Here is a 26,417-nt window from a genome sequence, read left to right as displayed (position 1 = left end):
ATACCCCCGCTTGGTGCACGCGCCCCACCCGCGCGTTTGGGGGGCCCACCGCTCCTGGTCGGCCGCGCGGACCGTACGGTCCGCGCGGGCCTACGGACGTTCGAAGAGCTGGAGGACGCCGCCGGCCGAGAAGCAGACGGCGCCGGCGAGGGTGCCCCAGTTGGCCAGGCCGGCGTCGACCGCGGTCCCGGTGGAGGGGCGGGTGAAGGCGGCGACCGCCGAGGCCATGAAGAGGGCGGAGCCGAGTTGGTTGACCGCCACGATCCACCAGCCCAGGCCGTGCGGGCGCACCCACAGCCAGCGGTGTCCGAGCTCGACGAACGCAAGGTGCCCGGAGACCAGGAACAGCACGCAGCCCACCATGTCGGGCGCCCAGATCAGCCGGTTGACCTGCTGGACGCTCAGGCCCTGCAGGAAGGAGTCCAGCAGGTCGACGGCGAAGACGAGGGTGCCGACGAACAGGACGAACGCGCTCAGCCAGCCCACCTGCATCGGTTCGTAGCTCCACCACCGCCACCGGCGGGTGACGAGCACGGCGTCGCCGCCGGCCACGTGCCGCGGGGCGTTGACGGCCTGGAGAAGCGACGCGTAGCCGCCGGTGTTGAAGAACAGGCCGCCCGCGAAGTAGATCGAGGCGCACGTCGTGGCGTCGCCGGAGCCGGCCTGGGCCACGGCGGCGCCGACGGCGAACAGGGCGCCGCCGATGATGAAGGCGACCGACGCGAGAGCGTTGAGACGGCCCAGCCGGCGCAGCGCGACGGCGTCCGCGCGGGCGGCGTGGTCACTCGACTCCCCGGGTGCGCGGACCGCCATGACCCCGCGGCGGCGGGCGGGCCGCGACTCCCAGAGCGCCGTGCCGCCCGCCGGAGGGCGCCAGGTCAGCCGGGTGGTGAATGGTCCCGCACCTTCGGAGCGCTGCTCGGGTTGTCCCACCCGACCGAGCCTACGGCCTGTCGGCCGGCCGGACCCTTCGACGGCCTCCTCCGAACGGGGGAGTCGCCCCGTGCACACCGGCCTCAGGCGGCGGGGGCCTCCTGTTCCGCCTCGACCTGGGCGTTCCAGGCGCGCTTGGAGGCCTGCCAGCCGTCCTCGTCGTGGCCGAGCCGCCAGTAGCCGGAGACGGAGAGGTCCTCGCCGGGGATCCCCCGGTCCACGCGCAGGAGGGCGCGCAGGTCCTTCACGAAGCCGGCCTCGCCGTGGACGAAGGCGTGGACCCGGCCGGCGGGGAACTCCAGTGCGCGGACGGCCTCGGTGAGCGGTCCGCCGACGGGGCGGTCGCCGCGGTGCAGCCAGACGACCTTCGCGGCCGCGTCGAATCCCTGCTCCTCCGCAGGGCCCGGGACCTCGACGAAGGCGTGGACGACGGCGTCGGCGGGCAGGGCCTCCAGCGCGGCGGCGATGGCGGGCAGGGCGCTCTCGTCGCCGGCCAGCAGGTGCCAGTCGGCGGTGGTGTCGGGCGCGTAGCCGCCGCCGGGGCCCATGAAGCGGACGGTCTCGCCCGGCCGGGCCCGCACCGCCCACGGTCCGGCGACGCCCTGCTCGCCGTGGAGGACGAAGTCGAGGGTGAGCTCGCACAGTTCGGGATCCCAGGCGCGTACCGTGTACGTCCGCGTCACGGGCCACTGCTCGCGGGGGAACTCCGCGCGGATCCGCTCCAGGTCGAAGGGCTCGGGGTAGGTCACGCCGTCTACGCCGAACAGGACCTTCACGTAGTGGTCGGTGAAGGCGCCTGCGGAGAACGCGGCGAGACCGTCCCCGCCGAGTACCACCCGCTGCATGTGGGGTGTGAGCCGCTCGGTGCGGACGACGTGTGCGGTGTGCGGCCTCCGGGGCCGGCGGTTCGGGCGTTCTGCCATGGGGTGGCTCCTCATTGGATCATCAGGGGCGGTGGGGCACGTACACCTGCGGCGGGTACCAGGCATCCGTCCGCAGCGGGCTGTCGGGGGTGGGCCGGTTGGAGGTCAGCCTGCGGTTCAGGTGTTCGCCGTCCGGGCCGTGGCGGGCGTAGTGGTCGAGCAGGAGGTCGTGGCCGAGGTCGTTGTCCAGGTCGCGCCAGACGGTGTGGACGTGCTGGCCCGCGGCGACCGCGTTGTCCGCCTCGACCAGCAGGTTGGCGGTGGAGACGCGGTAGTAGTGGGCGGTGTCGGGCGTGGTGCCGCCGGCCCAGGCGAAGCGCAGGGTGGACGGGTCCTCGCGGAGCACGTCCTGCCGGTACCGGGCGGTGATCTCCTCCGGGCCGGTCTCCACGTAGTGCAGCAGCAGTTCGCGGACGGCGGCCAGTTCGCTGCCGGTGAGGTCGGCGCCGCTGATGCCGGAGGGCGCGTCCTTGACGAAGCGGAGCCTGCGGCGGTCCTCGTCGGTGATGGTGTAGCCGACGATGCCCAGGTCGACGGGGTCGGACCACTCCTCGGCGCCGACCCGGGGCACCTGCCGGGTGACGTAGTCGGCGGGGGCCCTGCTGTGGACGATCGCCTCGCCGCGCTGGTCGGGTGAGAGGCCGTGCAGGATCTCGAAGGCCCTGCGACCGTGTTCGCCGAGCGGGTCGAGCACGCCGGCGGGGACCGGCATCGCGCCCATCGCCATCGGGGTGATGGTCAGGTACCGCTGCGCCACGACGGTGAAGTTCATGGAGAGGTGGTGGCCGATGACGCGCCAGCCCCAGGTGTCCTCGAAGCCGGGGCGTCCGAAGACGGTGATCCAGTAGGCGTCGGGGTTGCGGAAGTCGCCCGCGAACACGCCGAACCCGCGCTCGATGACGTCGAGTTCGCGCAGGATGTGCTCGCTCGCCATGACCGCCAGCACCTGGCTGTAGCCCCGCATGCTGAGGCCGGACTTGAGCAGGGTGTGGGCGAGGGTCCGCTGGTGGGCGTCGAGCTTGCCGAGCGGGACGCCCGTGCGGTCGGGCTTGGGGATGAAGTCCCAGTCGAGGCGGCGGGGATCGCTCATCGCGGGGATGTGCATGGCGGCGCGGAGGTCCGGGGTGAGGGAGTCCAGCAGGGCCCACGCCGAGAACAGCATCCGCTTGATGGCGCGGGGCGCCTCGAAGTTCATGGAAGGGGGCTGGGGCACGGGTCCTCCAGGATCGGGCCGCGGTCAGGCGGTCAGGCGGTCAGGGGACGGGTGGTCAGGGGGTCAGGCGGACGGGTCGGGCAGGACGGCGAGCAGGTCGCAGTGGATCCGGGCGGCGCCGTCGAGTTGCGCGGCGACGGCCTGGCGGGCGGGTCGGTGCGCGGGGTCGGGGAACATGGCCAGCCACTCGCGGTTGAGCGCCTTCCGGTCGCGCGGGTCGGCGAGCCGGAAGGTCATCCTGAGGATGTGGTCCGGGCTGCCGCCCGCGGCGGCCAGCAGCGCGCGCACGTGGGCGAACACGTTGGCGCACTGCTGATCCAGCGTCGCCGGCATGGCGTGGGTCAGCGGGTCGCGGCCGGTGAGGGCGCCCGAGGCGAGGAAGGGCCCGATCCGGGCGGCGGCCGGGATCGGGTTCGCGTGCCGGAGCCCCGGCAGGTCGATGCTGATCCGCTCGGACACCGCTCAGCCCTCCGCGACGATACGGTTCTCCAGGGCACCGAGGCCCTCGATCCCGGCGCGCACCGTGTCGCCGACGCGCAGGAAGTTCCCGGTCGGTGCGCCGATGCCGGAGGGCGTTCCGGTGGCGAGGATGTCGCCGGGCATCAGCGTGAACACCTGCGACAGGTAGGCGATCTGCTGGTGGATGTCGTAGATCATGTCGTTGGTCGGCCAGTCCTGCCGCACCTCCCCGTTCACGCTCAGGGTCATCCGCAGCGCGAGCGGGTCGGGCACCTCGTCGGCGGTGGTGAGCCAGGGGCCGATCGGGCCGTGGGTGTCGAAGGACTTGCCGAGGGTGAAGGTCGGCGAGCGCTTCTGCAGCCAGTCGCGGACCGAGACGTCGTTGACCACCAGGTAGCCGGCGATCACCGACGGGGCGTCCTCGGCGGTGACGTTCTTGCAGCGCGTGCCGATGACGACGCCGAGTTCGACCTCGTAGTCGAGCTGGTCGGAGATGTCCGGCTTCACGACGTCGGCGGTCGGCCCGACGATGCAGGACACCTGCTTGTTGAACCACAGTTGGCTGGTGGGGATCGGGATGCCCGCCCGGCGCGCCTCCTCGGCGTGCTCGCGGTAGTTCATGCCGATGCCCAGGAACTTCTGGGGGTCGTCGACGGGAGCGTCGAGCACCACCTCGGACAGGTGGTGCTCCGGACCCTGCGCCCCTTCGACGCGCTGCCGGAGGGCGGGCAGCCCGGGCAGCAGGGCGCGCAGCGAGGTACCGAATTCGGCGGAGAGGTCGGTGACCCGTTCGCCGTCGACGCGGCCGAGGCGGACGGGGCCGCCGGCGAGGTGGAACCGGGCGAGCTTCATGCCGGTCAGCCCTTCTGCTCGATCGTGGTCTCCGCGAGGGAGGCGTGCTCGGCGTCGGTGGCGGGCCACACGTGCTCGCCGTCCGGGGTCATCTGGAAGCTGACGTAGCGCCAGGCCCCGTCCTCGCGGCGGTGCAGCACCTGGATCACCTGGCCCTGGACGATCCGCTCGGTGCCGTCGGGGCTGTCGAGCCGGTTGCGGATCCGCCCGGTGACGATCGCCAGGTCACCGGCCAGGCGGACGGTCAGAGGGCCCCGGGTGATCCCGAGGTAGGCCCTGCGGGTCGCCACGTGCTCCAGCAGCTGGGCCTTGTCGTGGGTCACGCCCGGTGCGTGGGTGTGGACGATGGTGGCGTCGAACAGCTCGTCGAGGACGGTGAGGTCGGCGGCGAGGAGGGCGGCGCAGCGCCGCTCCTCCACGGCGAGGATCTCCGCCCGGGTCGTGTCGTCGGCGTACACGACGGTGCTCATGGGTGTTCTCCGATCCGGTGGGACGTGGGCGGCCGGCCCGTCGATGACGGCGGCGGGCCGGCCGCCGGACTGTGGTGTCAGCGGTTGGCGTGTTCGGTGCGGAAGCCGGTGGTGTCGCCGGCCTCGTGGCCGGGGCGGGGCTGGCCGACCAGGGCGTGGTACTTGCTGAAGATGGCGTCGGCCTCGGCGAGCGGCAGCACCTCCTCGATGTCGGTGAAGCGCTCGCCGCCGGTGCGGTCCTCGACCATCCGGCGGATCACCTCGTAGCCCTCGCCGCGGTGGGCCATGACGATGCCGTTGACGGCCCGCAGGCGCTGGTCCTCGAAGGCCTTCAGGGCGGCGGGCACGTCGGGGATCGTCGCGAGCTTCTCGGCCAGGGCCCCGCCGTCGACGACGGCCTGGCAGGCGCCGTTGCCGCCGCGCGGGTACATGGCGTGCGCGGCGTCGCCGATCAGCAGGACCCGGCCGTCGGTCCAGGTGTCGAGCGGCTCGTGGCGGATGAGCGGGAAGAGGTAGACCTCCCGGGCGTTGCGGAGCAACTCCCGGACGTCCAGGTGCACGACGTCGCACTGCTCGTAGTACGGCAGGATCTCCTCGACGCCGCCGAGCTGGTTCCAGTCCTCCACGGACTCGCTGCGGGTCGCCTCGACCACCCAGTTGACCAGGACCTTGCCGGTGCCCTCCCAGTCGTCGGCGATCGGGTAGACGATCATGCTGGAGGACTGCGGCGCGCCGATGTGCAGGATGGTGCCGCCGCTGCCGAAGGGCTCCATCAGGGTGGTGCCGCGCCACATGGTGATGCCGGAGTAGACGGGCTCCGCGTGGTCCGGGTGCATCTGGCGGCGGATCCCGGACTTGATGCCGTCCGCGGCGACGGCGAGGTCGGCGGTCACCCGGGAGGTGTTGCCGTCCAGGTCCTCCAGGTCGAGGGTGACCCTGTCGTCGTGGTTGGTGTAACCGGTACAGCGCATGCCCAGCACCACGGCGTCCGCGCCGAGGCGCTCCAGCACGGTGCGGTGGAGCAGCATCTGCAGGCGGCCGCGGTGGACGAACCGCTGCTCGTGCAGGTAGCCCATGTGCACGCCGCACCGCTCGGCGTAGATCTCCTGGCCGTACTTGTTGTAGAAGATCGAGTCCTGGGCGTCGACGGAGATCGCCCTGAACTCGTCGAGCAGGCCCAGCTCCTCCAGCTCCTTGGTGCCGTAGACCTTGACGTCGATGCCGACACCGAGCGGCTTGAGCTCGGGGACGGTCTCGTAGATCCGCGGCCGGAAGCCGCGCTGGTGCAGGCGCAGGGCGGCGGCCAGACCCGCCGGCCCGGCGCCGATGATCGCGATGTCGAGCGAGTTGCTGGTCATGGGGGTCCTCGGGGTCGGTGGTGGAGGCGTTCGGGCGTCGGTCGGGCGTAGGTCAGGCGTCGGTCTCGCGGAGGAACCGCAGGGTCGCGTCCCAGGCGCGGGCGGTGCTCCGGGCGCTGTACGCGACGATGTCGGGGCGGGGGGAGTTCTTCGCGTGCGGTGAGGTGAAGGCGTGGACGGTGCCGCCGTAGACGTGCAGCTGCCAGTCGGTGCCGGCGCCGGTCATCGCGGTGGTGAGGGCGGATCGCATCTCGGCGGTGCCCATCGGGTCGCCGTCGCCGGTGCAGACCAGCACCGGGGCCGGGCCGGCCGCGGACCAGTCGGCCTCGACGGTGTCCAGACCGGGGTGCACGCCGACGACGCCGGCCACCTCGCCGCCGGTCCGGACGTACTCGAGGGCGGAGGAGCCGCCGAAGCAGTAGCCGAGCAGGGCCACCGGGGCGTTCCCGTTCCCGGGCTGTGCCAGCAGGGCCTCGTGAGCGGCCCGCACCCGGCGCATCCAGCGCGGGCGGTCCTTCGCCATGGCGGCGATGAGCGGGCCGAACTCGCTCTGGTCGGCGGGCAGCAGCCCGTCGCCCCACAGGTCCGCCACGAAGACGGGATGGCCCTGTCCGGCGAGGCGCTGGGCGATGCCGATCACGTGCTTGGTCACCCCGTAGGCGTCGGGGAGCAGCAGTACGGCCGCGCCCGTCCGGCCGTCGGCCGGTGCGCACACGTGGCCGAGCAGGCGGGTCTCCCCGTCCCAGTACTCGGTGTCGCGGGCAGTCACGTCGCTCATCAGCACAGACGTCCTCTCTCGGCGGCTTGCCCACGCGGACGGCGGGCGTGGTGGCGGGTGGCGCCCCGAGCACCCGGGACCACCATCCTGGAGGAGAACATAAACGAGATCATGTACGATTTCAATCACGAAATCTGTTGCTTCGGATGTCGGGCTCGGCTAGTGTCCGTATCCGATATCGCACACGATTCGGTCGGGTGTCCGACCCGCGATGAGAGGGATCCCTCCCGTGACTGTTGTAGACATCAACATCCATCACCTGCCGGAGGACTTGTTCTCCAACCCGAAGATCCTCAACGGCTTCCTCGACAGCGCCCCGCGCGGCTTCGGTGAGATCGCCCGGGTCGCCGAACTGGAGGACGGCCGGCAGCAGTTGATCCTGGAGAAGCCGGCCGGCTACCAGAACCTCAACTACGTCGACGGCGACTACAGCGCCGAGGCCAAGCTCAAGGCCATGGACGAGGCCGGCGTCGACTACGGCATCATGCGCGTCCCGGTCTGGCAGGAGTGGCTCGGCCTGGAGACCTGCCGGGAGGTCAACGACAACGCCCGCAAGATCGTCGACGGCTCCGGCGGCCGGCTGTTCGCCACCGCCTGCGTGCCCCCGTGGGGTGGCAAGGAGAACATCTACGAGCTGGAGCGGTGCGTCAAGGAGCTCGGCGTCGTCGGCGTCCAACTCGCCTGCCACTACGGGCAGATCTACCTGGACGACCCGGTGTTCGAGCCCTACCTGAAGGTCATCGAGAAGCTCGACATCCCGGTCATCGTGCACCACACCCCGCTGCCGGTGGAGTGGCGCTCGATCGTCGACTACACCAACCTGCGCCGCGAGTTCGGCCGCATCACCGACCAGGGCACCGCCGTCGGCCGCGAGCTGTTCAGCGGCATGTTCGACCGGATGCCGGGCCTGCGCTTCGTGCACACCATGCTCGGCGGCAACTGGTTCGCCAACACCGCGCTGATGACGCCGCACAAGTCCAACAAGAAGGAGGCCATCGACCGGCTCGACCCGACCGGTGGCGAGAAGATCCAGAGCTACCTGGAGAACAACATCTTCTTCGACCTGACGCACCCGCACTCCTGGGGCAAGGACCAGGTCGAGTGCGCGCTCAAGGTCAACGGCGCCGACCACTACATGTTCGGCTCCTCGTTCCCGGTCTTCTACGGCTGGATGAGCCAGGGCGTGGACTTCATCAGGAACACCGTCGAGATCAGCGACGAGGCCCGCGAGCAGGTGCTGTCCGGCAACGCCAAGCGCCTCTTCCGCCTGCCGATCTGACCCGCCGCCCACCCACGGAGGTATCCATGAGCCACGACGCCGCGAGTGAACAGGACATCGACGGCTACTTCTCCACCGCCCGGGTCGCCGCGCGGTCGGAGGCGGTCGAGCTGCCGGCCGACAGCTGGACGGCGTACCTCATCGACCACGACGACCCGATGCTCGCCGGCGTCCGTGGCCTGGGCTACGAGGAGTTCACCCAGGACCGGTACCGGGCGCCGTTCCTCCAGGACCTGCTGCGCTCCTGGCAGGCCCTGTACGACGAACCGTTCACCGGCATCACCTCCGACGGCGCCGTCCGCCCCGGGCTGTACGGGCTCCCGGAGCACCCGGACGCCGACCCGGCGCCGCACCGGGCGGCCGGCCGGCTGCTGGCCCTCCTCGGCGATGAGGAGCGGCAGCGGGTGCTCCACCCCGTCACGGCACCCGAGTGGCGGGCGTGGAGCAACCCGGAGTTCGTCATCCACCGGGTCGGCCTGCGCCTGGAGGAACTGCCGGAGGAGAAGGCCCGGGCGGTCCTCGCGGTGGTCGAGGCCTCGCTCAGCCCCGAGGGCTACGCCAAGGTCGCCGGAGCGATGGCGCTGAACGGAGTCCTCGGCGGACTCGTGGACCTGCCGAAGGTCATGAACGACCGCAGCTACTGGTTCTCGCTGTTCGGCACCCCCGACCCGCTGGCGCCCTGGGGCTGGCAGCTGTTCGGGCACCACGTGGCGGTCAACTTCGTCTCCGTCGGCGGGCGGCACGTCATCGCCCCGGTCTTCCTCGGCGGCGAACCCGCCCTGACCGGGGACCGTCCGCCGCTGTTCGCCGACCGGGAGGAGACGGCGCTCGCACTCGTCGGGTCGCTCGACGCCCGGCAGCGGGCGAGCGCAGTCGTGTACGAGTCCGTCCTCGATCCGGCGATGCCCGAGGGCCGGGTCCACCCGGCGGACGAGCGGCACGTCGCCGGGGCCTTCCGGGACAACCGGGTGATCCCCTACGAGGGCATCCGGGCCGGTGAACTGACGGATGATCAACGGGCGTTGCTGCGCACGCTGGTCGCCGACTTCCTGGTGCTGCTCAAGGAACCCCAGCGCGAGGCGGCGATCGCCCTGGCCGACGCCCACACCGACAGCACCTGGTTCGCCTGGTACGGCGCCACCGACGGCTCCCAGCCCTTCTACCTGCGCATCCAGAGCCCGGTGATCATCGCCGAGCTCGACCACCACGCGGGCGTCTGGCTGAACAACCGGCTGCCGGCCCGCTTCCACGTGCACACCACGCTGCGGCACCCGAACGGCAACGACTACGGCCGCGCACTGGTCACCCGGTGGCAGCAGCGGCAGCAACAGCAGCAGCGGTGATCAGCCGTGGAAGCGCCGGTTCGAGTCGCTCGGAAGCCCGGCCTCGTACCGGGTCACCGCCTCAACGGTCCGCAGCTCGTGCTGCCGGGCGGCCGCCTCGATGGCCTCGGCGTCGGCGGCGGACTCGATGAGGTCGAGGATGGCCGCGTGCTCGGCCAGGGACGCCTCGGCCCGGCCGGGTGCGTACCAGAACGCGGACTTGCGGATCACCTCAAGGCGCGCCCACTCGTTGCAGACCATCGTCACCAGGCGTTCGTCGCCCGCGCGCGAGGCCAGCAGCTCGTGGAACTCCCGGTTCAGCCGCCCGAACCGGGCCGGGTCGAACGCGGCCAGCGCCTCGCCCATCCGGCGGTTCAGCAGGCGCGCGGTCGCCAGGTCCTCCTCCGTCAGGTGCGGGGCCGACAGCGCGGTCGCGTACCCGCCGATCCGGGCCAGCAGGCTCAGCCCCTGCTGCCAGGCGTCCGTGTCGAACATCCGCACCAGTGCGCCGACGTTCGGGACGATCTCCACCCAGCCCTCGGCCTCCAGCCGGCGCAGGGACTCGCGCCACGGCACGGAGCTGATGCCGTACTCGCGCACGAGCTGGTCGATGACCAGGCGGTGGCCGGGCCCGTACGTGCCGTCCATGATCCTCTCCTTGAGGATCTGGAAGGCCTGCTCGGCTTTGGTCGTCATGTCGCAGACTCTACTGAAAGGAACACACCGTGACTGAACCCGGGAGGGCCGACAGCCCCGGGACGCGGCGGCCGGGGAAGATCATCGCCGTCCACGCGGGCTACGCCTCGCGCGCCGCCGAGTCCGGCAGCCTGCCCGCGAACCCCTCGTACTTCCTGAAGCCGTCCAGCTCGCTGGCGGCCTCCGGAGGGGAGGTCGAGCGCCCGGCCGGCACCGGGCAGCTGACCTGCGAGGGCGAGGTCGCCCTGGTCATCGGCCGGGCCGCCAGGCGGGTCGGCCGGGAGGAGGCGTGGAGCCACGTCGGCTGGGTGACCGCCGCCAACGACCTCGGCGTCGGCGACCTGAGGGCCCAGGACCACGGCTCGCTGCTCCGGTCCAAGGGCGGCGACGGCTTCACCCCGCTCGGCCCCGGGCTGATCGACGCGGCCGCCGTCGACCCCGACGGGCTGCGGGTGCGGACCTGGGTCAACGGCCGGCTCGTCCAGGTGGACACCACCGCCGGCCTGTTGTTCCCGCTGCCGCAGATCGTCGCCGACCTCTCCCAGCACCTCACCCTGGAGCCCGGCGACGTCATCCTCACCGGCACGCCCGCCGGCTCCCGGGTGCTGGACCCGGGCGACGTCGTCGAGGTCGAGGTGGACGCCCCGGCCCGCCCGGACGCGCCGACCTCCGGGCGGCTGCGGACCACCGTCGTCGCCGGCGAGATTCCGTTCGACCCCGCCCTCGGCGCGCTGCCCGCTCCGCCCGCCCGCCCCGCCGTACTGAGTGCCGCCCTGCGCGAGAAGCTGGCCCGTACCCCGGTGGCCGGCCTGTCGGCGCAACTGCGCAAGCACGGACTCGACAACGTCCACATCGACGGCCCGCGGCCGCTCACCCCCGGCAGCCGGATCGTCGGCACCGCCCGCACGCTGCGCTTCGTCCCCAACCGGGAGGACCTGTTCGCCGCGCACGGCGGCGGCCAGAACGCCCAGAAACGGGCCTTCGACGCCGTCTCCGCGGGCGAGGTGCTGGTGATCGAGGCCCGCGGCGAGCCGGGAGCGGCGACCCTCGGGGACATCCTCGCCATCCGCGCGCACGTGCGCGGCGCCGCCGGCATCGTCACCGACGGCGGGGTGCGCGACGCCGACACGGTCGCCGGCGTCGGCATCCCGGTGTTCGCCCTGGGGCGGCACCCCGCCGTGCTGGGCCGCAGGCACATCCCCTGGGACCACGACCTGACCGTCGCCTGCGGCGGTGCCACCGTCCAGCCCGGTGACGTGATCGTCGCCGACTCCGACGGCATCGTGGTGATCCCGCCCGCGCTCGCCGAGGAGGTCGCCGACGCCGCCCTCGCCCAGGAGGACGAGGACGGCTGGATCGCCGAGCAGGTCAGGGCGGGCCACGGCATCGACGGCCTGTTCCCGATGGACGCCCACTGGCGGGCCCGCTACACGCGGCGGGGGACCGGGCAGTGAGCACGCCCGCGGCGGAGGGCAAGTCCCAGCTGGCCCACCGGTGGATCCGCGAACGCATCGCCTCCGGCGTCTTCGGCCCCGGCTACCGGCTGGTGCTCAGCTCGCTGGCGAGCGAGCTGTCGATGAGCGTCGTCCCCGTCCGCGAGGCCGTGCGCGCGCTCACCGCCGAAGGCCTGGTCACCTTCGAACGCAACGTCGGCGCGCGCGTCGCCCACGTCGACGGCGCCCAGTACCGCTTCACCATGCAGGCCGTCAGCATGCTGGAGAGCGCGGCGACCGCCCTGGCCGCGCCCTTCGTGACGCCCGAGGACATCGTCCGGGCACGCCGGCTCAACGACGTGGTCCGGCACGGCCTGCCCGACCTGGACCCGCTGGTCTTCCGGGAGGTCAACCAGGCCCTGCACAGCACGCTGTACGCCAGATGCCCCAACCCGCGGCTGCTGGAGATCATCCAGGGCGAGTGGGTCCGGCTCGGCCACCTGCGCGGCTCCGCCTCCGGTATCGCCCCGGGCCGCGCCGCCGAAGCCGTCCTCGAACACGAGGCGCTGATCGACCTGATCGAGCACGGCGCCCCCGCCGAGCACATCGAGCGAGCCGCCCGCCACCACCGCGACGGCTCCCTCACCGCTGACCTGACGACCCGCCACCCCGGCCTGGACCGCTGCGACCTGGCCCTCCCCGAAGGAGCGTGAATGCTGCCACCCCAGACCGTCACCGCCCTGGCCGCCGAACTGACCGAGGCCCACCGGCAGCGCTCCGTGCTGCCCCGGATCACCGCCCGGTACCCCGAGGCCACGGTCGAGGACTCCTACGACGTCCAGAGCGCCTGGTACGACCAGCAGGCGGCCGCGGGCCGCCGCCTGGTCGGCCGCAAGATCGGGCTGACCTCGAAGGCCATGCAGGCGGCCACCGGCATCACCGAACCCGACTACGGCGTCATCCTCGACGACACCGTGTTCGAGACCGGCGCGGTTCTCGACTTCGACGCCTTCTCCAACGTGCGGATCGAGGTCGAGCTCGCGTTCCTGCTCGACCGTCCGCTGGAGGGCCCGCACTGCACCCTCCTCGACGTGCTGGACGCGACCCGCTACGTGCTGCCCGCACTGGAAGTCCTCAACTCCCACCTGGAGTTGGAGGGCCGCACGATCGTCGACACGATCGCCGACAACGCGGCCTACGGCGCCATGGTGCTCGGCGGCAACCCGGTGCGCCCCGAGGCGGTCGACCTGCGGTGGATCTCCGCCCTGCTCCACCGCAACGAGAGCGTCGAGGAGAGCGGAGTCGCCGCCGCCGTCCTCGGCCACCCGGCGCGCGGCGTCGCCTGGCTCGCCAACAAGCTGCACCAGCACGGCGGCCGGCTCGAAGCCGGCGAACTGATCCTCGCCGGCTCCTTCACCAGGCCGATGTGGGTCTCGCGCGGCGACACCGTCCATTGCGACTACGGACCGATGGGAACTGTCTCGTGCCGATTCCAGTGACCGCACCGGTGACCACACCGGTGATCTCGACCCTCCGCGACCGCCTGGCCTCGGCCGGCCGGCCCCTCGCCGGGATGTGGGTGTGCAGCGGAAGCCCGCTGGTCGCCGAGATCTGCGCCGGCGGCGGGCCCGACTGGCTGCTCATCGACATGGAGCACGCCCCCAACGGACTGGAGTCCGTCCTCGCCCAACTGCAGGCCGTGGCCGCGTACCCCGTCGACGCCGTGGTCCGGGTTCCCGGCGACGACCCCGTGGTGATCAAGCAGGTCCTCGACCTCGGGGCGCGCACCGTCCTGGTGCCGATGGTGTCCACGGCGGACCAGGCCCGCGAGGTGGTGGCCGCCGCGCACTACCCGCCGCTCGGGCGGCGGGGCGTGGGCTCGGCACTGTCCCGGTCCGCCTTCTGGAACCGCGTCGACGACTACCTGACCACCGCTGCCGCCCACGTGTCCGTCCTGGTGCAGATCGAGACCGCGGAGGCGGTGGCGAACGCCGTCGCCATCGCTGCGGTCGACGGCGTCGACGGGATCCTCGTCGGCCCCTCCGACCTGGCCGCGTCGATGGGCCTGCTCGGACAGCAGACCCATCCCGAGGTGACGGCTGCCGTGCGCGCCGCGATCACCGCCGTCACCGCCGCCGGCGTCCCCGTCGGGGTCAACGCCTTCGACCCGGCCGTCGCCGACGCCTACGTCGAGGCGGGCGCGTCGTTCGTCCTGGTGGCCGCCGACGTCACCGTCCTCGCCCGGGCGTCCGAGGCCCTCGGCCGGCGCTTCCGGCCCTGAACCGCACCGGGCGCTTCCGGCTCTGAACCGCACCGGGCGCCACCGATCCGCCGTGACCGACGGGAGGAGAATCCATGGACCGCATGTCCCTCATGCAGAGCTTCGTGACCGTGGCGCGCTGCGGCAGCTTCAGCGGCGCCGCGAAGACCCTCAGCTTCTCCGGCTCCCTCGTGTCCCGGCACGTGGCCGAGCTGGAGCGGCAACTCGGTGTGCGCCTGGTCAACCGCACCGCGCGATCGATCAGCCTCACCGAGGCCGGCGTGCGGTACGCCGAGTTCGCGGCCCGCATCCTCAAGGAGATCGAGACCGAGTGGGCCAGCATCTCCCACCTGCACGACCGGGCCGAGGGCGTGCTCAGCGTCATCGCCCCGCAGTGGCTCGGCAGCCTGGACCTCGGTGACGCCATGGCGGCGTTCGCCATCGCCCACCCGAGGATCTCCGTGCGGTTCGAACTCGGCGGGCTGTCCGACCGGATCCACGACTTCCTCGACAGCGGCTTCGACGTCGCGCTGCACGCACGCGACCTGCGGGACTCCAGTCTCCGGATGAAGCGGGTCGCCGCGCTGCCCTTCGTGCTGTGCGCCTCCGAGGACTACCTCGCCCGGCACGGGGCGCCCGCCCACCCCGACGAACTGGCCGGCCACGGCTGCCTCGTCCACACCGACGAACCCCAGTGGCGGCTCGGCCGGGGCCGCGCCGCCCTGCCGTTCCGGGTCCCCAACGTCGTGTACTCCTCCAACTCCTACCTCGCCCTGCAGAAGGCCGTCACCCACGGCCGCGGCATCGCCCTGCTGCCGCAGATGGTCGTCAACGACGACCTGCAGTCCGGGGACCTGCGCCCCGTCCTCCCGCAGTTCGGGGTCCCGGGCCGGCCGCTGAACGCCATCTACGGCCCTGGTGACACCGTCCCCCGCAAGGTCAGTGTGTTCCTGGAGTTCCTCGCGACCTGGTTCGCCGAGATCGCGACCGTGCGCTGCAAGGCCGCCGGCTGACCCCTGCCCCGCCGTCACGACCGCCCCACGGCCGCCCTCACGACCGCCCCACGACTGCCCTCACGACCGCCCCACGACTGCCACGCCAGCGCCCTGCGCCGTACGGGACCCTCCGTCGCGCAGGGCGCCGGCGTGCTGTCCGGAGTACCCGGAGTGTCCGGAGTGCTCGCGGTCCTCCTGCTGCGCCGGGATGCCGGGGCACCGCCACGGCTGACCGGCCTGCCACTTGGGCCGCGTACCCGGCCCCCGGTCCGGCGAGGGCCGCAGGCCCGCGGACACGGCGGCGGCCGCCACACGTCCGGGGACGTGTGGCGGCCTCGATCCTGCGTCCGCGCCCTGGGGCGGGAGCACGCAGGAGTGGGTCAGTGCCCGTCGGCGAGTACGGCCGGAGCGGCGGCCCGGGCAGGGGCGGACGCGGCCCCGGCTTCCTCGGGAGTCCGGTTGCGGACGCCGATCAGCACGGCGGCGACACCTGCGGCGACCAGCATGCTGATGCCGCTGATCAGGGCACACACGTGCAGGGCGTCGGTGAAGCTCGCACCGTAGGCCGACATCGCCTGTCCGGTCGACGCGGGGGAGTCCAGGTGCAGGAACGCCCCGGCCTGGATGCCGACGTGCGAGACCAGGCCGCTCACGTGGCCCTGGTCGGCGGGGCTCAGCCCGGACGCGGCGAGGTGCCCCGGCAGGGCGGCCAGGGTGCGGCCGGTGACGACGGCGCCGAAGACGGCGGGGCCGAGCGCGCTGCCGATCTGCCGCAGCGTGCTGTTGGCCGCGCCCGCGGTGCCGGCGAGTTCGCGGGGCAGGCTGTTGATCGCGATCGTGGTGATCGGCGCGATCGCCAGGGCTATGCCGAGGCCGAGCACCGCGATGATCATGGCTGCGGTCGCCGTGTCCGTCGTCGCCCGGAAGAGGCAGACCCCGAGCGCGCCGACCCCGCCGATGACGAGGCCGGAGACCAGGACCAGGCCCGGACCGACCCGGTTCATCAGCCGTCCGACGAACGGGGTGAGGAGCACGGTGACGCCGTTGAGGGCCAGCAGGCGTACACCGATGTCGAGCGTCGAGGCGTGGTGCACCAGGCCGAAGTACTCGCTCACCGCGAACACCAGGCCGACCTGAGCGAACAGGGTGACCGCCATGACGAACGCGGCGCCCGAGAAGGCCCCGGACCGGAACATCCGCAGGTCGAGCATCGGGCCCGAGGAGCGCAGCTCCACCACCACGAAGGCGAGGAGGCCGACCGTGGCCACGACGAACGCGACGACCGCCGTCGGGGCGGTCCAGCCGACGCTGCCGCCCTCGATCACGCCGTAGATCAGACCGGTGATCGCGACGATCGCGATGAGCTGCCCGGGCACGTCCAGGTGCGGCGTGCGCGACGCCCGGGTCTCCTCCAGCAGGAAAGCGCCGGCGACGGCGACCACCGCACCGATGGCCAGCGCGGGCAGGAAGATCCATCGCCAGCTCAGGTGCTCGGCGACCAGACCGTTGATGATCGGGCCGAGCGTCAGGCCGAGGCCCAGCGACGCCGTCCACAGGGCGATCGCGCGGGCCCGGCGGTTGCGGTCGGGACAGACGTGGCTGATCAGCGCCAGGGTCGACGGCAGCAGCGCTGCCGCGCCGACCCCCGCGAGGGCCTGGCCGACGCAGACGAGCACCACGTTCGACGCCAGCAGGCACACCAGCGACCCGGCGCAGAACAGGCTCAGCCCGGCCAGGTACACCTTCCTGCGCCCGTACCGTTCGCCGAGCACGCCGCAGGTCAGCAGCAGTGCGGCGGTCGGCAGGATGAATGCGTCCGTGACCCACTGGAGTTCGACGGTGGAGGCGTCGAACGCCCGCTGGATCACCGGCAGCGAGGTCGAGACACCGACGACCGGCAGGTACGCGGCGAACACGCCGAGACAGGCCAGCAGGATGGTCACGTTGGTCCGGCGAGCAGTTCTCGACCCGGACGAGGACTGCGACGAGGCAGGAGAAGCCGTTGCCGACATGAATACCTCTAACGATGGATGCAGGAGGTGGCCTGCGAGGGATGGCGGGGGAGGACCGGACCGCCGCGCGGTGCGCGGGCGATCCGTTAACAGGAGGTTTCCGGGGACCGTATACCGGTGTGCGGCCGCTGGGATGACCACAGGAACGCAAGATAAGTTGAACCGTCCTGGGGGCTGGCCACCTCGCGGCCCCCCACCGCCCTTCTCTCCCCTCTCGGCCGGCCCGGACAGCCCGGACGGCCCGGACGTTCCGGGCGGCCACAGCGGTCGCAGCGCGACCACCGCGTCCGACGGTTTCCGAGCGGTCCGGTCGGTATGTCGGGTATGCGGCTTCTTTCGTGCGCGCATACGGTCGACGGGGGGAGCGGGTCCCCACCGTGGCGCACGGGCCGACCCGTCCCCCCTGTCGTGCGAAGGTCCGTGAAGCCGGGCCGGGCGGCGCCCGGTCCGGCGACTCCAGGAAGAGGAGAGACGTCGTGGCGAAGTCCGACGGAGTGTTCATCTACATCGGCACCTACCCGAACGAGGACGAGGCCCGGGAGGACTACGCCGTCGTCAAGGACCTGCACGCGGTCGGCGCCCTCGGCACCTACGACGCGTCCGTGGTGACCAAGGACGACCAGGGTAAGGTGCACGTCAACAAGGACGAGACCTCCACCCGGCACGGCGCGTGGGGCGGCGCCGCCGCCGGTGCGCTCGTCGGCCTGCTGTTCCCGCCGGCGCTCATCGGCAGCGCCGCGGTCGGCGCGGCCGTCGGCGGGGTGGGCGGCCACCTGTGGAAGGGGATGTCCCGGTCGGACGTCAAGGAGTTCGGCGACCTCATCGACGACGGGCAGGCGGCGCTGGTGATCGTCGGCGAGGTGACGCTGTCGGACGCCGTGGAGAAGGCCGCCCTGAAGGCCCGCAAGCACATCGCCAAGGAACTCGACGTGCGCCCCGGCGACATCGACAAGGCGGTCCGGGAGGCCGCCACCGAGGTCGCCTGACGCCTGCGATGCCCGCCGTCGTGCGGCCGGGCGGCCGGTCAGGCCGTGGGGGCGGCTCCGTCGCGGGTCGGGCCGGCCGCGGACATGATGGCCTGCCAGGGGGCGGAGTCGAAGACGAGCGAGATCGAGGCGATCCGGCCGTCCCGGAGGCGGAAGTGCTCGGCCGTGTGCTGGGTGATGCCGACGGCCGGGGCGGTGTGGACGTCGTAGACCAGGGTGGCCTCGGTCTCGCCGTACAGCTCGCTGACCAGCTCCACGCCGGTGACGATGCCCAGGAGCCCGTCCAGGCCGTCGAGGTGGCCGGTCGGGCTGTCGGAGGTGATGAACGGGCTGCGGAAGCTGAAACTCTCGCCGATCTGCGCGGCGGCCGTGGTGAGGTCTCCCCGGAACCGGGCCTCGTGGTAGGCCCTGACGGTACGCCGGGTGGCTGCGCCTGCTGCGCCTGCTGCGTCGGTGGTCATGTGTTCCTCCGTCGTCGGGGGGTTCAGGAAGCCGGTGGCTCGTCCGGCCGGGCCGCGTTCAGGTACTGCTCGATGCGCTGCTGGTTCTCGACCAGGCGCAGGCACAGGTCGCGGAACCGGGCGAGCTCGTCCTCCGTGAAGCCCTGGAAGACCGCGGACATGGCCCGCTGCGTCGGCTGCCGGAAGGCCTCCAGCCAGTCGCGGCCGGCCGCTGTGATGGTGGCTCGCACCGACCGCCGGTCGCGCCGGTCCTGGACCCGCTGCGCCAGCCCGTCCCGTTCGAGCGTGTCGACCAGGCCGGTGACGTTGCGGGAACTCACCCCCGCCGCCCGGGCCAGTTCGCCGATGCTCAGCCCCTCGTCCGCGGCCGTGCTCAGCCGGGCGAGGACGTCGAGCGCCCCCGCGCTGAGCCCGCGTCCGCCCGCGCCCTGCGACCGCAGCCGGTCGACCGCCTGCGAGGCCGACCGGACGGCCGCGGCCGTCTCCAGCGCGAGCGTGTCGTCGCTCCCCGCGAACGCCCGCATGGAGTCGCGGACGCCCGCGTCGTAGCGGAGGCCCTCGGGGTCACGGGCCGGGCCGGAACTGTGTACGTGCTTCATAATGAAGCAGCACTCTACTCCGTCGCGTGAGTGCCGCCGCCCGCGGCGGTCCGCGGTGGCTCCCGGCGGGCCGGTGCGGCGTTCTTGCTAGGGTGCCTGCGATGAGCGAAGCGACGGAGCGGTTGCGAGCGGCAATCGCGGGAAACCTGAAGCATGCCCGGCTGGTCCGGGGCATGAGCCTGCGTGATCTGGCGGAGCGGGCGGGAGTGAGCAAGGGGCTGCTGTCGCAGCTGGAGCACTGCGCCGCCAACCCGACGATCGAGGTACTCGGCTCCGTCGCGGCGGCCCTGGGGCTGGAGGTCGCGGATCTCATCCGCACGCCGCTCTACGAGCCCCAGGTACTCTCGGCGCGGTCATTCGAGGAGGCGTCGAGGACGCTGTTCTCCAGCGCCGAGGCACGCCGCGTAGGGCTCTACGAGACCGCGTTGCCCCCCGGAGGCACCCACGACAGCGCGCCGCACGGGCGCGGCTCGGAGGAGTTCGCCTACGTGCTGTCCGGCGCCGTGGTGCTGACGCTGGAACAGCGGTCGGTGTCCCTGCGCGCGGGCGAGGCGGTGAGGTTCTCCGGGGAGGGCGAGCACAGCTATCAGGCGGCGGGGGACGGGCCCGTCGAGCTGATCACGCTGCTCTCCATGCCGTCCGACTGACCGCCGCCCTCCAGCAGGACCAGGCCGCGGTAGCTCGGGGTTCCGTACCAGGCCAGCCGGTCCAGCGTGGCGGCCGGCAGGGGCAGGTCGGCTCCGTCCAGCCAGCTCTCCCCGAGGTTGGCGTCGGTCCACGGGTCGTGGGCCAGGAAGACGTCGGTGCCGACCGTGCCGTGCACGGTGATCCAGTGCGGACAGCTCTCGTCGTGCATGCCCAGCTGCTCGATCAGGACGAGGGCGACCGCACCTTCGGCCAGTGCGGCCCGCAGGGTGTCCAGCGAGAACGCCTCGGTGCGGACGTCCATACCGCGCTCGGCCGCCTCACGGCGGAACCCGTCCTGGAGGAAGGCCCGCAGGTCGCGCTCCTCGTCGTTGGTGCAGAGCTCCAGCAGCACCGGCTGTCCGGTGGAGAGGAGGACGCGGGCCCGCGCGCCCTCCTCCGCGGCGGCCAGGGCGAGGCCCAGCGGCTCGCAGCCGCCGACCGTCGTGGCGCGCCGCCAGAGCCGCAGTTCCGCCTCCCGCGTCGGTCGGCCCCGCAGGCCCAGCGCGGCCAGGCCCATCTGCAGTGCGGCCGGGCCGCAGGTGAAGTCGGTGGTCTGGCGCATGTACGGGACCATGGCCGGCCGCGGGCTCTCCCCGTGGCCGGCTCCGGCCGGGTACGACGACTGCTCGCGCAGCAGGATCTGACCGCGGGCCGGCGCCTCCTGGAACGGGCCCGCCACCGGACCCGACCAGCGGGGTGTGTCCGCCTGCTCCCGCCAGCCGGCGGCGAGCGACTGCTCCCAGTCGGCGTCGGAGGCTGTGTCCGGCCCGGTGGCGCGGAACTCACGTTTGACCGAGACGGCCCCCTCGGCCCAGGCGCGCTGCACCACGGCGCTGACCAGGCGCTCCGTCAGGGCGGCTCGCACCGAGGGGTCCGACGATGCCGTCCAGACGTCCACGATCTTGCGGTAGGCGGTCAGCGGGCGGTGCACCTCGAAGGCGGCGCCCACCAGTTCACCGCCCCGGCGGGCCGTGTAGAGGGTCGCCACCTGTGCCCCGCCGTGCCGGTTCCAGCGCAGCAGCAGTGCCGGGGGCAGGGCCGCGACGCCGTCGGCGACCGCCGTCACGTCGGCGGGTACGGGCAGCACGTCGATCAAGGGGTGGTCGGACACGGTCAGCAGGCTCCGTCGTTCGTGGGTTCAGCCGGCGGCCGGCACGCTGGCCAGCAACTGCCGGGTGTAGGGGTGGGTGGGTGCGGTCAGGACCAGCTCGGCCGGGCCGTGCTCGACCACCCGGCCCCGGTGCATGACGTAGACGCGGTCCGCGACCTGACGGGCGATCGCCAGGTCGTGGGTGATGAACAGGATGCTGAGGTCCAGCTCGCGGCGGAGCCGGGCGAGCAGGTTCAGCACTCCGGCCTGCACCGACACGTCCAGTGCGGACACCGCCTCGTCGCAGACGAGTACGTGCGGGCGCGGGGCCAGCGCCCGGGCGATGGCGACGCGTTGCCGCTCGCCGCCGGAGAGCCGGCGTGGCCGGCGGGCCAGGTGGGCGCGGGGCAGGCCGACGAGTTCGAGCAGGTCGGCGGGGTCCTCCTCGGGGCGTCCGGCGGCGCGGAGTGCCTCGCGGAGGGTGGCGCCGATGCTGAGGCCGGGGTTCAGCGCCGAGTACGGGTCCTGGAACACGATCTGCACCCGCCCCGGGTCCGGGCGCGGCCGCCGCCGGGCGCGGGGATCGGCGCCGGGCGCGGGTTCGGACAGCGGGAACGCCACGGTGCCGCTGCTCGGCCGCTCCAGGCCGACCACGCAGCGGGCCAGCGTGGTCTTTCCGGAGCCGGACTGCCCGACCACGGCCACCGCCTCGCCCCGGTCCAGGCGCAGGTCCACGGAGTCCACCGCGGGCCGGGCCGATCGGGCGAACTGCTTGACCAGTCCGGAGACCAGCAGGGCGCGGTCCGCCCGGACGTCCGTGGCGGCGGGGCCGGGATCAAGGGCGGGCGGGTCACCAGGGCGCGGGTCGGCGGGACGCGGAGCAGCGGGGGCCGGGGCCTCGCCGATCCGCAGGCAGGCGGCCAGGTGACCGGGGGAGCCGCCGGGTGCCGGAGCCAGTTCGGGGGTGTACCGGCTCCGGCAGTCGGGGAGGACCAGCTCGCAGCGGTCGGCGAACGCGCAGCCCGCGCCGACCGTGTGGGCGGAGGGGACCTGGCCGGGGATGGTGGGCAGCAGCGGCAGGCGCCGGTCCAGCGGGGGTTCGCAGGCGGCGAGGCGGGCGGTGTAGGGGTGGGCGGGAGCGTCCAGCACCTCCGCGCCCGTCCCGGTCTCGACCAGTCGGCCCGCGTACATCACCGCGATCCGGTCGGCGCGGCTGCGGGCCAGGCCGAGGTCGTGGGTGATCAGGACGACGGCCATCCGCCGCTCCTGCTGCAGCCGGGCGATCAGTTCCAGCACCTCGTGCTGGGTGGTGACGTCCAGTGCGGTGGTGGGCTCGTCGGCGATGAGCAGGTCCGGGCCGGCCGCCAGTACCGCGGCGATCGCGACCCGCTGGCGCATGCCGCCGGACAACTGGTGCGGGTGCCGGCCGGCGGTCTCCGGGGGCAGTCCCACCTCGGCCAGCAGGGCGGCCACGAGCGCTGCGCGCTTGCTCCGGGAGGTGCCCGCGGGAAGGGCCCAGCCGATCTGCGCCCCGCAGGTGTGCACGGGGGAGAGGGAGGTGAACGGGTCCTGGAGCAGCAGCGCGATCCGGGTGCCTCGTACCGCCCGCCAGTGCGGGGAGCCCGGGTCCAGCGGGATCCGCGTGCCTTCGAGCTCCAGTGTGCCGGTGGCCCGGACCCCGGTGGGCAGCAGGCCGCTGAGTGCCTTGACGGTCATCGACTTGCCCGAGCCGGACTCTCCCACCAGGGCCAGGGTCTCGCCCCGGTGCACGTCCAGGCCGACGCCGGCCACGATGGCTCCGGACGGCCCGTCCACCCGCAGGTCGCGTACGGACAGCAACGGGACCGCCGGCCGGACGGCCCGATCGGCACGGCTCATCGGGTGGCCACCTTCCGGTCCAGGTGCTCGGCGAGCCAGTCGCCGAGCAGGTTGACGCTGGTGGCGGCCAGGATGATCAGGACGCCGGGCAGGACGGCCGCGAGCGGGTTGTCGACCATGATCTGCTGGCCGTCCGCCAGTTGGCGCCCCCAGTCCGCGGCGCCGGGGGCGACGCCCAGCCCGAGGTAGGAGAGCGAGGAGAGGGCGACCATCGCGAACGCGATGTTCAGCAGCACGTTGGCGACCACGACCGGCACGGTGTTGGGCAGGACGTGCCGGACCATGATCCGGCCGGACCGGATGCCCAGGACACGCGCCGACTCGATGTAGGGGCGGCCGGCCTGCTCCATCACCGTCGCACGGATCAGCCGGACGTCCGAGGGGGAGAACAGGACGATCAGCACGGTCACGGTCACCCAGTAGCCGCCGCCGAGCATCCCGACCACCACCATCGCGAGCAGGACGGCGGGCAGGGCGAGCAGGAGGTCGGCGTACCGGCCCACCAGGGTGTCCAGCCGGCCGCCCCGGAACCCGGCGAGGGTGCCGAGCAGCAGGCCGAGCAGCATCGAACCGCAGGCGACCACGACGGGCCCGAGCAGCGCCGAGCGGGCCCCGGCAGCGGCCAGCGAGAGGACGTCGCGGCCCAGGGTGTCGGTGCCGAAGAGGTGGCCCTCGACGCCGGAGCCGACCGTGCCCAGGTAGAGGTCCTGGTCGAGGGCGTGCGGGGCGATCAGCGGGGCGGCCAGCGCGCAGAGCACCGCCGCGGTCAGGAACACCGAGCTCAGCAGTACCGTCAGCGGTGCGTGCCGCAGCCGTGCGAGGCGTCGCGTCATCAGCTGCCCACCACCCGGGCGCGCATCCGGGGGTCGATCGCGAGGTAGGCGAGGTCGACCGCCAGCGTGACCGACGAGATGACCAGGGCGATCACGGCGGTCAGTGCCTGCACCACCGCGAAGTCCTTGAACAGCACCGAGGACTCCAGCAGCGACCCGAGCCCGGGAAGCGCGAAGGTGCTCTCCACCAGGACGGTGCCGCCGAAGAGGTAGGCGACCAGCAGGCCCAGGCTGGTGACGATGGGCACGGCGGCGTTGCGCAGCACGATGCCGAGCACCTTCCGGCGGCCGAGTCCGCGGCTGCGGGCGAAGACCACGTAGTCCTCCTCCAGTTCGCGGACGACGGCGGCCCGGGTCAGCTTGACCACGAACGCGCCCAGGCCCAGCGCCAGGGCGACCGAGGGCAGGGCCAGATGCCACAGGCCGTCCAGCAGCCCGGTGCCGGTGCCGTGGACGGGGAACCACTCCAGGCCGACGCCGAAGACGTAGAGCAGCAGCAGGCCGACCGCGAAGCCGGGTGCGCTGACGCCGACCACCGAGCCGCCGACCAGCAGGCGGTCCAGCAGCCGTCCGCGCCGCAGCGCGGCGGCGACCCCGGCCGGCACACCGGCCAGCACCGAGAGGCCGAAGGCCAGCCCGCACAGCGCCGCGGTCAGCCCGAGACGCTCCCCGATCATGGACGCGACGGGCTCGCCGGTCCGGATGGACGTGCCGAAGTCGCCCCTGAGCGCGCCCGAGAGCCAGCGCCAGTACTGCTGCGGGAAGGACTCGTCCAGGTGGTACTGGGCCCGGACCTGCGCCAGCGCCTCCGGAGTGACGTTCCTGGTGCCCAGCAGATTGCGGGCGATGTCACCGGGAGCCAGGAACATCAGGCCGTAGACCAGCAGCGACAGGGCGAACAGCAGCAGCAGGGCCATGCCGACCCGCCGCGCGACGAAGCCGGCCAGCGGGCGCACGCCGCCTGCGGAGGCGTGGAACGTGGTGGTGCTGCCCGTGGCCGGGTCGGGCCCGGCGGGGGCGTCGGGAAGGTCGGGCTGGGCGGTCATCCGGCGGGGCTCAGACGGCCGCGTAGATCTGCGTGGGCCACGGCGACACCAACGTGTAGGAGGTGTAGCCGGAGATGCCCACGGTGTCGCGCAGCGCCAGCGCGGACTGCCCCCACCAGAGCGGCGCGTAGGCCGCGTCGGCCGCCTGCGCCTGCTGGGCCTGGAGCAGCAGCTCGGCCCGTGCGGCCGGGTCGCCCGTCGTCGCGGCCTGGCCGACCAGTTCGGCGGCCCGGGCACCGCTGTACTTGGCCGGGTTCTCGGCGCCGAACAGCCAGGAGACGAGCTCGCCCGGATCGCCGGTGGTGTTGAAGTACCAGAAGAACGCCAGCCCGGGGAAGGTGTTGAGCTCGGCGATCCACTGCTCGACGGCCAGCTCCTTGACGTTCAGCGTGATGCCGATCTTCTTCAGGTCGGCGGCGAACGCGAGCGCGGCGGTGCCCAGGTGCGGGCCGGTGCTCGGGTAGGACAGGTCGGCCGTGAAGCCGCCGGGCACCTTGGACTGGGCGAGTTCCGCCCTGGCCCGGTCCAGGGAGTACTCGTGCTGGGGAACCGTCGCCAGCTTGGCGGTGGCCTGCTCCGGCGTCCACAGGCCGCCGAACTGCTCGGGGGTGGACAGGGCGGTGGCGACCTGGCCGTGACCGTGCAGCACCTCCTTGACGATCGCGGCCCGGTCGATCGCGTGGGCAACGGCCCTGCGCACGTGCGGGTCGTCGAAGGGCGCGACGGACGTGTTGAAGGTCAGGCCCGCGTAGGAGCGGTCGGGGGTGTAGACCACCCGGGTGCCGGAGACCCCCTCCCACTGCTTGGCGGCGGCCAGCGGCACGTTGAGGGAGACGTCCGCCTCGCCGGACTGCCAGGCGAGGCGCCGGGTGCTGTCGTCCGGGATGAAGTCGATCCGGAGCTTGGCGGCCTTCGGGGCGGCACCCCACCAGTGCGGGTTGCGGGAGAACTCGATGTAGGAGTCCGGCTTGAACGCCGTCACCTGGTACGGGCCGGTCCCGGTGAACAGGGTGGAGGTGGTGCCGACCTTGCCGCCGGTGCTCTGCCAGAACGACTTGGGGGCGATCCACAGCGCGTCGGCCGAGGCGGGCAGCCAGGCGAAGGCCACCCCGCCGCTCTTGCTGACCAGGGTGATCTCGTTCGCGCCGGTCTTCTCGGCGGAGGCCAGGTCGGCCCAGTAGCTCGCGGTCGAGGGGGAGACCGTACTGTCCGCCGCCATCGTGATGGAGTACAGCACGTCCTCGACGGTGACCGGGCTGCCGTCGTGGAAGAGGGCCCCCTCGCGCAGGGTGTAGACGTAGGTCCGGTCGTCGGTCCTGGTGACGGCGGACGCCAGCGCCGGCACGAGCCGGCCCTCGCCGTCCACGCCGACCAGGCCCTCCATGGCGATGTTCGCCACGTAGTAGTTGAGGATCCCGGACTCCTGGCCGGGGTACAGGCTGGAGAGGGAGCCGGGCAGCGACACCCGCAGCAGCGGGATCTCCTTGTGGGTGTCCTGACCCGCCGAAGCCTGTCCGCCGGAGTCCACCGAGCGGGTGGAGCCGGAGGGCTGCGCCCCACAGGCCTCCAGCAGCGCCCCCACGGACAACACGACGGCACCCGTGAGGGCGCCCTTCAGAATGCTGCGCCGACGGAGTTCGGCCGGCGGGGAGGCCTGGGACATCTGTTGCCACCTGTGCGCGTGGAGGTGCCGAGGCTCGCGTCTACTGAAACGAGCCAGTTGGATTGAATTAGTAAACACCTGGACGGCGCGAATGGCTACGGTGACCGCTGTGACCTCCCTCGCACCGGCCGCCGGAGCCTGGCCCGCACGTCACAGCGGACCCCGGCCGAGTCGCGTCGGCCGGGGTCCGC

The 26,417-nt window shown here is 72.8% G+C and carries 26 protein-coding genes; 9 read left to right on the top strand and 17 right to left on the bottom strand.

Annotation, left to right across the window (positions count from 1 at the left end):
• Positions 1-90: 90 nt before the first annotated feature.
• From ACFUK0_RS23785 to ACFUK0_RS23750, 8 genes are all read right to left on the bottom strand, one after another.
• On the bottom strand, positions 91-933 hold the full coding sequence (locus ACFUK0_RS23785; protein ID WP_380253394.1) for a hypothetical protein: 843 nt from the start codon (positions 931-933) through the stop codon (positions 91-93).
• Positions 934-1,016: 83 nt separating this feature from the next.
• Positions 1,017-1,856, bottom strand: coding sequence for a siderophore-interacting protein (locus ACFUK0_RS23780; protein ID WP_380253392.1), 840 nt, complete (start codon positions 1,854-1,856; stop codon positions 1,017-1,019).
• 22 nt (positions 1,857-1,878) lie between these two features.
• Positions 1,879-3,069 (bottom strand): DUF3500 domain-containing protein, encoded by a 1,191-nt coding sequence (locus ACFUK0_RS23775; protein WP_380253390.1) that lies wholly within the window; start codon positions 3,067-3,069, stop codon positions 1,879-1,881.
• A gap of 63 nt (positions 3,070-3,132) precedes the next feature.
• Positions 3,133-3,528 carry a RidA family protein gene (locus ACFUK0_RS23770; protein WP_380253388.1) on the bottom strand — a complete coding sequence of 132 codons (396 nt, stop codon included), beginning with the start codon at positions 3,526-3,528 and terminating at the stop codon, positions 3,133-3,135.
• A gap of 3 nt (positions 3,529-3,531) precedes the next feature.
• Entirely contained in the window at positions 3,532-4,380 is an 849-nt protein-coding gene (locus ACFUK0_RS23765; RefSeq protein ID WP_380253386.1) for a fumarylacetoacetate hydrolase family protein, read from the bottom strand.
• 5 nt (positions 4,381-4,385) lie between these two features.
• The gene (locus ACFUK0_RS23760; protein WP_380253384.1) at positions 4,386-4,850 is read right to left on the bottom strand and encodes a YybH family protein; all 465 of its coding nucleotides are present in this window, start codon (positions 4,848-4,850) and stop codon (positions 4,386-4,388) included.
• A gap of 77 nt (positions 4,851-4,927) precedes the next feature.
• Positions 4,928-6,208, bottom strand: coding sequence for an FAD-dependent monooxygenase (locus ACFUK0_RS23755; RefSeq protein WP_380253382.1), 1,281 nt, complete (start codon positions 6,206-6,208; stop codon positions 4,928-4,930).
• Between the two features lie 52 nt (positions 6,209-6,260).
• Positions 6,261-6,986, bottom strand: coding sequence for a dienelactone hydrolase family protein (locus tag ACFUK0_RS23750; RefSeq protein ID WP_380253380.1), 726 nt, complete (start codon positions 6,984-6,986; stop codon positions 6,261-6,263).
• Between the two features lie 229 nt (positions 6,987-7,215).
• Between ACFUK0_RS23750 and ACFUK0_RS23745 the strand changes: the two genes are divergently transcribed.
• Positions 7,216-8,265, top strand: coding sequence for an amidohydrolase family protein (locus ACFUK0_RS23745; protein ID WP_380253378.1), 1,050 nt, complete (start codon positions 7,216-7,218; stop codon positions 8,263-8,265).
• A gap of 26 nt (positions 8,266-8,291) precedes the next feature.
• The gene (locus ACFUK0_RS23740) at positions 8,292-9,608 is read left to right on the top strand and encodes a DUF3500 domain-containing protein (protein WP_380253376.1); all 1,317 of its coding nucleotides are present in this window, start codon (positions 8,292-8,294) and stop codon (positions 9,606-9,608) included.
• Here ACFUK0_RS23740 and ACFUK0_RS23735 read toward each other — a convergent pair whose 3' ends face one another.
• Positions 9,609-10,283, bottom strand: a complete 675-nt coding sequence (locus tag ACFUK0_RS23735) for a GntR family transcriptional regulator (RefSeq protein WP_380253374.1) — start codon at positions 10,281-10,283, stop codon at positions 9,609-9,611.
• Positions 10,284-10,312: 29 nt separating this feature from the next.
• Here ACFUK0_RS23735 and ACFUK0_RS23730 point away from each other — a divergent pair, with 29 nt between their 5' ends.
• The 5 genes from ACFUK0_RS23730 (at position 10,313) to ACFUK0_RS23710 (ending at position 14,989) form a co-directional block, all read left to right on the top strand.
• A complete protein-coding gene (locus tag ACFUK0_RS23730) occupies positions 10,313-11,737 on the top strand; it encodes a fumarylacetoacetate hydrolase family protein (protein WP_380253372.1) in 1,425 nt (474 codons plus the stop codon).
• Entirely contained in the window at positions 11,734-12,429 is a 696-nt protein-coding gene (locus ACFUK0_RS23725) for a GntR family transcriptional regulator (RefSeq protein WP_380253370.1), read from the top strand. The genes ACFUK0_RS23730 and ACFUK0_RS23725 overlap by 4 nt, the downstream gene beginning before the upstream one ends.
• The gene (locus ACFUK0_RS23720) at positions 12,430-13,215 is read left to right on the top strand and encodes a fumarylacetoacetate hydrolase family protein (RefSeq protein WP_380253368.1); all 786 of its coding nucleotides are present in this window, start codon (positions 12,430-12,432) and stop codon (positions 13,213-13,215) included.
• Positions 13,200-13,997: an HpcH/HpaI aldolase/citrate lyase family protein gene (locus ACFUK0_RS23715; RefSeq protein WP_380253366.1), complete on the top strand. Its 798-nt coding sequence runs from the start codon at positions 13,200-13,202 to the stop codon at positions 13,995-13,997. The genes ACFUK0_RS23720 and ACFUK0_RS23715 overlap by 16 nt, the downstream gene beginning before the upstream one ends.
• A 74-nt stretch (positions 13,998-14,071) precedes the next feature.
• The gene (locus ACFUK0_RS23710; protein ID WP_380253364.1) at positions 14,072-14,989 is read left to right on the top strand and encodes a LysR family transcriptional regulator; all 918 of its coding nucleotides are present in this window, start codon (positions 14,072-14,074) and stop codon (positions 14,987-14,989) included.
• A gap of 362 nt (positions 14,990-15,351) precedes the next feature.
• Here the strand turns inward: ACFUK0_RS23710 and ACFUK0_RS23705 are convergent, their stop codons facing one another.
• Positions 15,352-16,983 (bottom strand): MFS transporter, encoded by a 1,632-nt coding sequence (locus ACFUK0_RS23705; protein WP_380253362.1) that lies wholly within the window; start codon positions 16,981-16,983, stop codon positions 15,352-15,354.
• Between the two features lie 476 nt (positions 16,984-17,459).
• Here ACFUK0_RS23705 and ACFUK0_RS23700 point away from each other — a divergent pair, with 476 nt between their 5' ends.
• Positions 17,460-17,969, top strand: a complete 510-nt coding sequence (locus ACFUK0_RS23700; protein ID WP_380253361.1) for a DUF1269 domain-containing protein — start codon at positions 17,460-17,462, stop codon at positions 17,967-17,969.
• A 38-nt stretch (positions 17,970-18,007) separates the two neighbouring features.
• Here the strand turns inward: ACFUK0_RS23700 and ACFUK0_RS23695 are convergent, their stop codons facing one another.
• Complete coding sequence (locus tag ACFUK0_RS23695; protein WP_380253359.1) at positions 18,008-18,430, bottom strand: hypothetical protein; 423 nt, start codon at positions 18,428-18,430, stop codon at positions 18,008-18,010.
• A 23-nt stretch (positions 18,431-18,453) separates the two neighbouring features.
• Positions 18,454-19,029: a MarR family winged helix-turn-helix transcriptional regulator gene (locus ACFUK0_RS23690; protein WP_380253357.1), complete on the bottom strand. Its 576-nt coding sequence runs from the start codon at positions 19,027-19,029 to the stop codon at positions 18,454-18,456.
• 101 nt (positions 19,030-19,130) lie between these two features.
• On the opposite strand from ACFUK0_RS23690, the gene ACFUK0_RS23685 reads away from it, so the two are divergent.
• Positions 19,131-19,676, top strand: a complete 546-nt coding sequence (locus tag ACFUK0_RS23685; protein WP_380253355.1) for a helix-turn-helix domain-containing protein — start codon at positions 19,131-19,133, stop codon at positions 19,674-19,676.
• Here the strand turns inward: ACFUK0_RS23685 and ACFUK0_RS23680 are convergent.
• From ACFUK0_RS23680 to ACFUK0_RS23660, 5 genes are read right to left on the bottom strand one after another with little or no spacing between them, the layout of a single operon-like run.
• Positions 19,616-20,827, bottom strand: coding sequence for a peptidase C39 family protein (locus ACFUK0_RS23680; RefSeq protein ID WP_380253353.1), 1,212 nt, complete (start codon positions 20,825-20,827; stop codon positions 19,616-19,618). The two genes, ACFUK0_RS23685 and ACFUK0_RS23680, sit on opposite strands and share 61 nt — an antisense overlap.
• Before the next feature lie 27 nt (positions 20,828-20,854).
• A complete protein-coding gene (locus ACFUK0_RS23675) occupies positions 20,855-22,684 on the bottom strand; it encodes a dipeptide ABC transporter ATP-binding protein (RefSeq protein ID WP_380253351.1) in 1,830 nt (609 codons plus the stop codon).
• Complete coding sequence (locus ACFUK0_RS23670; protein ID WP_380253349.1) at positions 22,681-23,517, bottom strand: ABC transporter permease; 837 nt, start codon at positions 23,515-23,517, stop codon at positions 22,681-22,683. The genes ACFUK0_RS23675 and ACFUK0_RS23670 overlap by 4 nt, the downstream gene beginning before the upstream one ends.
• Positions 23,517-24,563, bottom strand: coding sequence for an ABC transporter permease (locus ACFUK0_RS23665; protein WP_380253347.1), 1,047 nt, complete (start codon positions 24,561-24,563; stop codon positions 23,517-23,519). Before ACFUK0_RS23665 ends, ACFUK0_RS23670 begins: the two co-directional genes overlap by 1 nt.
• Positions 24,564-24,573: 10 nt before the next feature.
• Complete coding sequence (locus tag ACFUK0_RS23660; RefSeq protein WP_380253345.1) at positions 24,574-26,226, bottom strand: ABC transporter substrate-binding protein; 1,653 nt, start codon at positions 26,224-26,226, stop codon at positions 24,574-24,576.
• Between the last annotated feature and the right edge of the window lie 191 nt (positions 26,227-26,417).

The organism is Kitasatospora sp. NPDC057223, assembly GCF_042669755.1.
In the GTDB taxonomy this organism is placed as follows: Bacteria; Actinomycetota; Actinomycetes; order Streptomycetales; family Streptomycetaceae; genus Kitasatospora.
Note: the sequence above shows the minus strand (reverse complement) of the source record. Positions and strands in the feature narration are given on the sequence as shown.

Bases quoted from the DNA above. Each gene is read 5' to 3' on its own strand.
- ACFUK0_RS23780 (WP_380253392.1), bottom strand. From the start codon at position 1,856: ATGGCAGAACGCCCGAACCGCCGGCCCCGGAGGCCGCACACCGCACAC.
- ACFUK0_RS23765 (WP_380253386.1), bottom strand. From the start codon at position 4,380: ATGAAGCTCGCCCGGTTCCACCTCGCCGGCGGCCCCGTCCGCCTCGGC.
- ACFUK0_RS23760 (WP_380253384.1), bottom strand. From the start codon at position 4,850: ATGAGCACCGTCGTGTACGCCGACGACACGACCCGGGCGGAGATCCTC.
- ACFUK0_RS23755 (WP_380253382.1), bottom strand. From the start codon at position 6,208: ATGACCAGCAACTCGCTCGACATCGCGATCATCGGCGCCGGGCCGGCG.
- ACFUK0_RS23750 (WP_380253380.1), bottom strand. From the start codon at position 6,986: ATGAGCGACGTGACTGCCCGCGACACCGAGTACTGGGACGGGGAGACC.
- ACFUK0_RS23740 (WP_380253376.1), top strand. From the start codon at position 8,292: ATGAGCCACGACGCCGCGAGTGAACAGGACATCGACGGCTACTTCTCC.
- ACFUK0_RS23735 (WP_380253374.1), bottom strand. From the start codon at position 10,283: ATGACGACCAAAGCCGAGCAGGCCTTCCAGATCCTCAAGGAGAGGATC.
- ACFUK0_RS23720 (WP_380253368.1), top strand. From the start codon at position 12,430: ATGCTGCCACCCCAGACCGTCACCGCCCTGGCCGCCGAACTGACCGAG.
- ACFUK0_RS23710 (WP_380253364.1), top strand. From the start codon at position 14,072: ATGGACCGCATGTCCCTCATGCAGAGCTTCGTGACCGTGGCGCGCTGC.
- ACFUK0_RS23705 (WP_380253362.1), bottom strand. From the start codon at position 16,983: ATGTCGGCAACGGCTTCTCCTGCCTCGTCGCAGTCCTCGTCCGGGTCG.
- ACFUK0_RS23695 (WP_380253359.1), bottom strand. From the start codon at position 18,430: ATGACCACCGACGCAGCAGGCGCAGCAGGCGCAGCCACCCGGCGTACC.
- ACFUK0_RS23690 (WP_380253357.1), bottom strand. From the start codon at position 19,029: ATGAAGCACGTACACAGTTCCGGCCCGGCCCGTGACCCCGAGGGCCTC.
- ACFUK0_RS23685 (WP_380253355.1), top strand. From the start codon at position 19,131: ATGAGCGAAGCGACGGAGCGGTTGCGAGCGGCAATCGCGGGAAACCTG.
- ACFUK0_RS23675 (WP_380253351.1), bottom strand. From the start codon at position 22,684: ATGAGCCGTGCCGATCGGGCCGTCCGGCCGGCGGTCCCGTTGCTGTCC.
- ACFUK0_RS23670 (WP_380253349.1), bottom strand. From the start codon at position 23,517: ATGACGCGACGCCTCGCACGGCTGCGGCACGCACCGCTGACGGTACTG.
- ACFUK0_RS23665 (WP_380253347.1), bottom strand. From the start codon at position 24,563: ATGACCGCCCAGCCCGACCTTCCCGACGCCCCCGCCGGGCCCGACCCG.
- ACFUK0_RS23660 (WP_380253345.1), bottom strand. From the start codon at position 26,226: ATGTCCCAGGCCTCCCCGCCGGCCGAACTCCGTCGGCGCAGCATTCTG.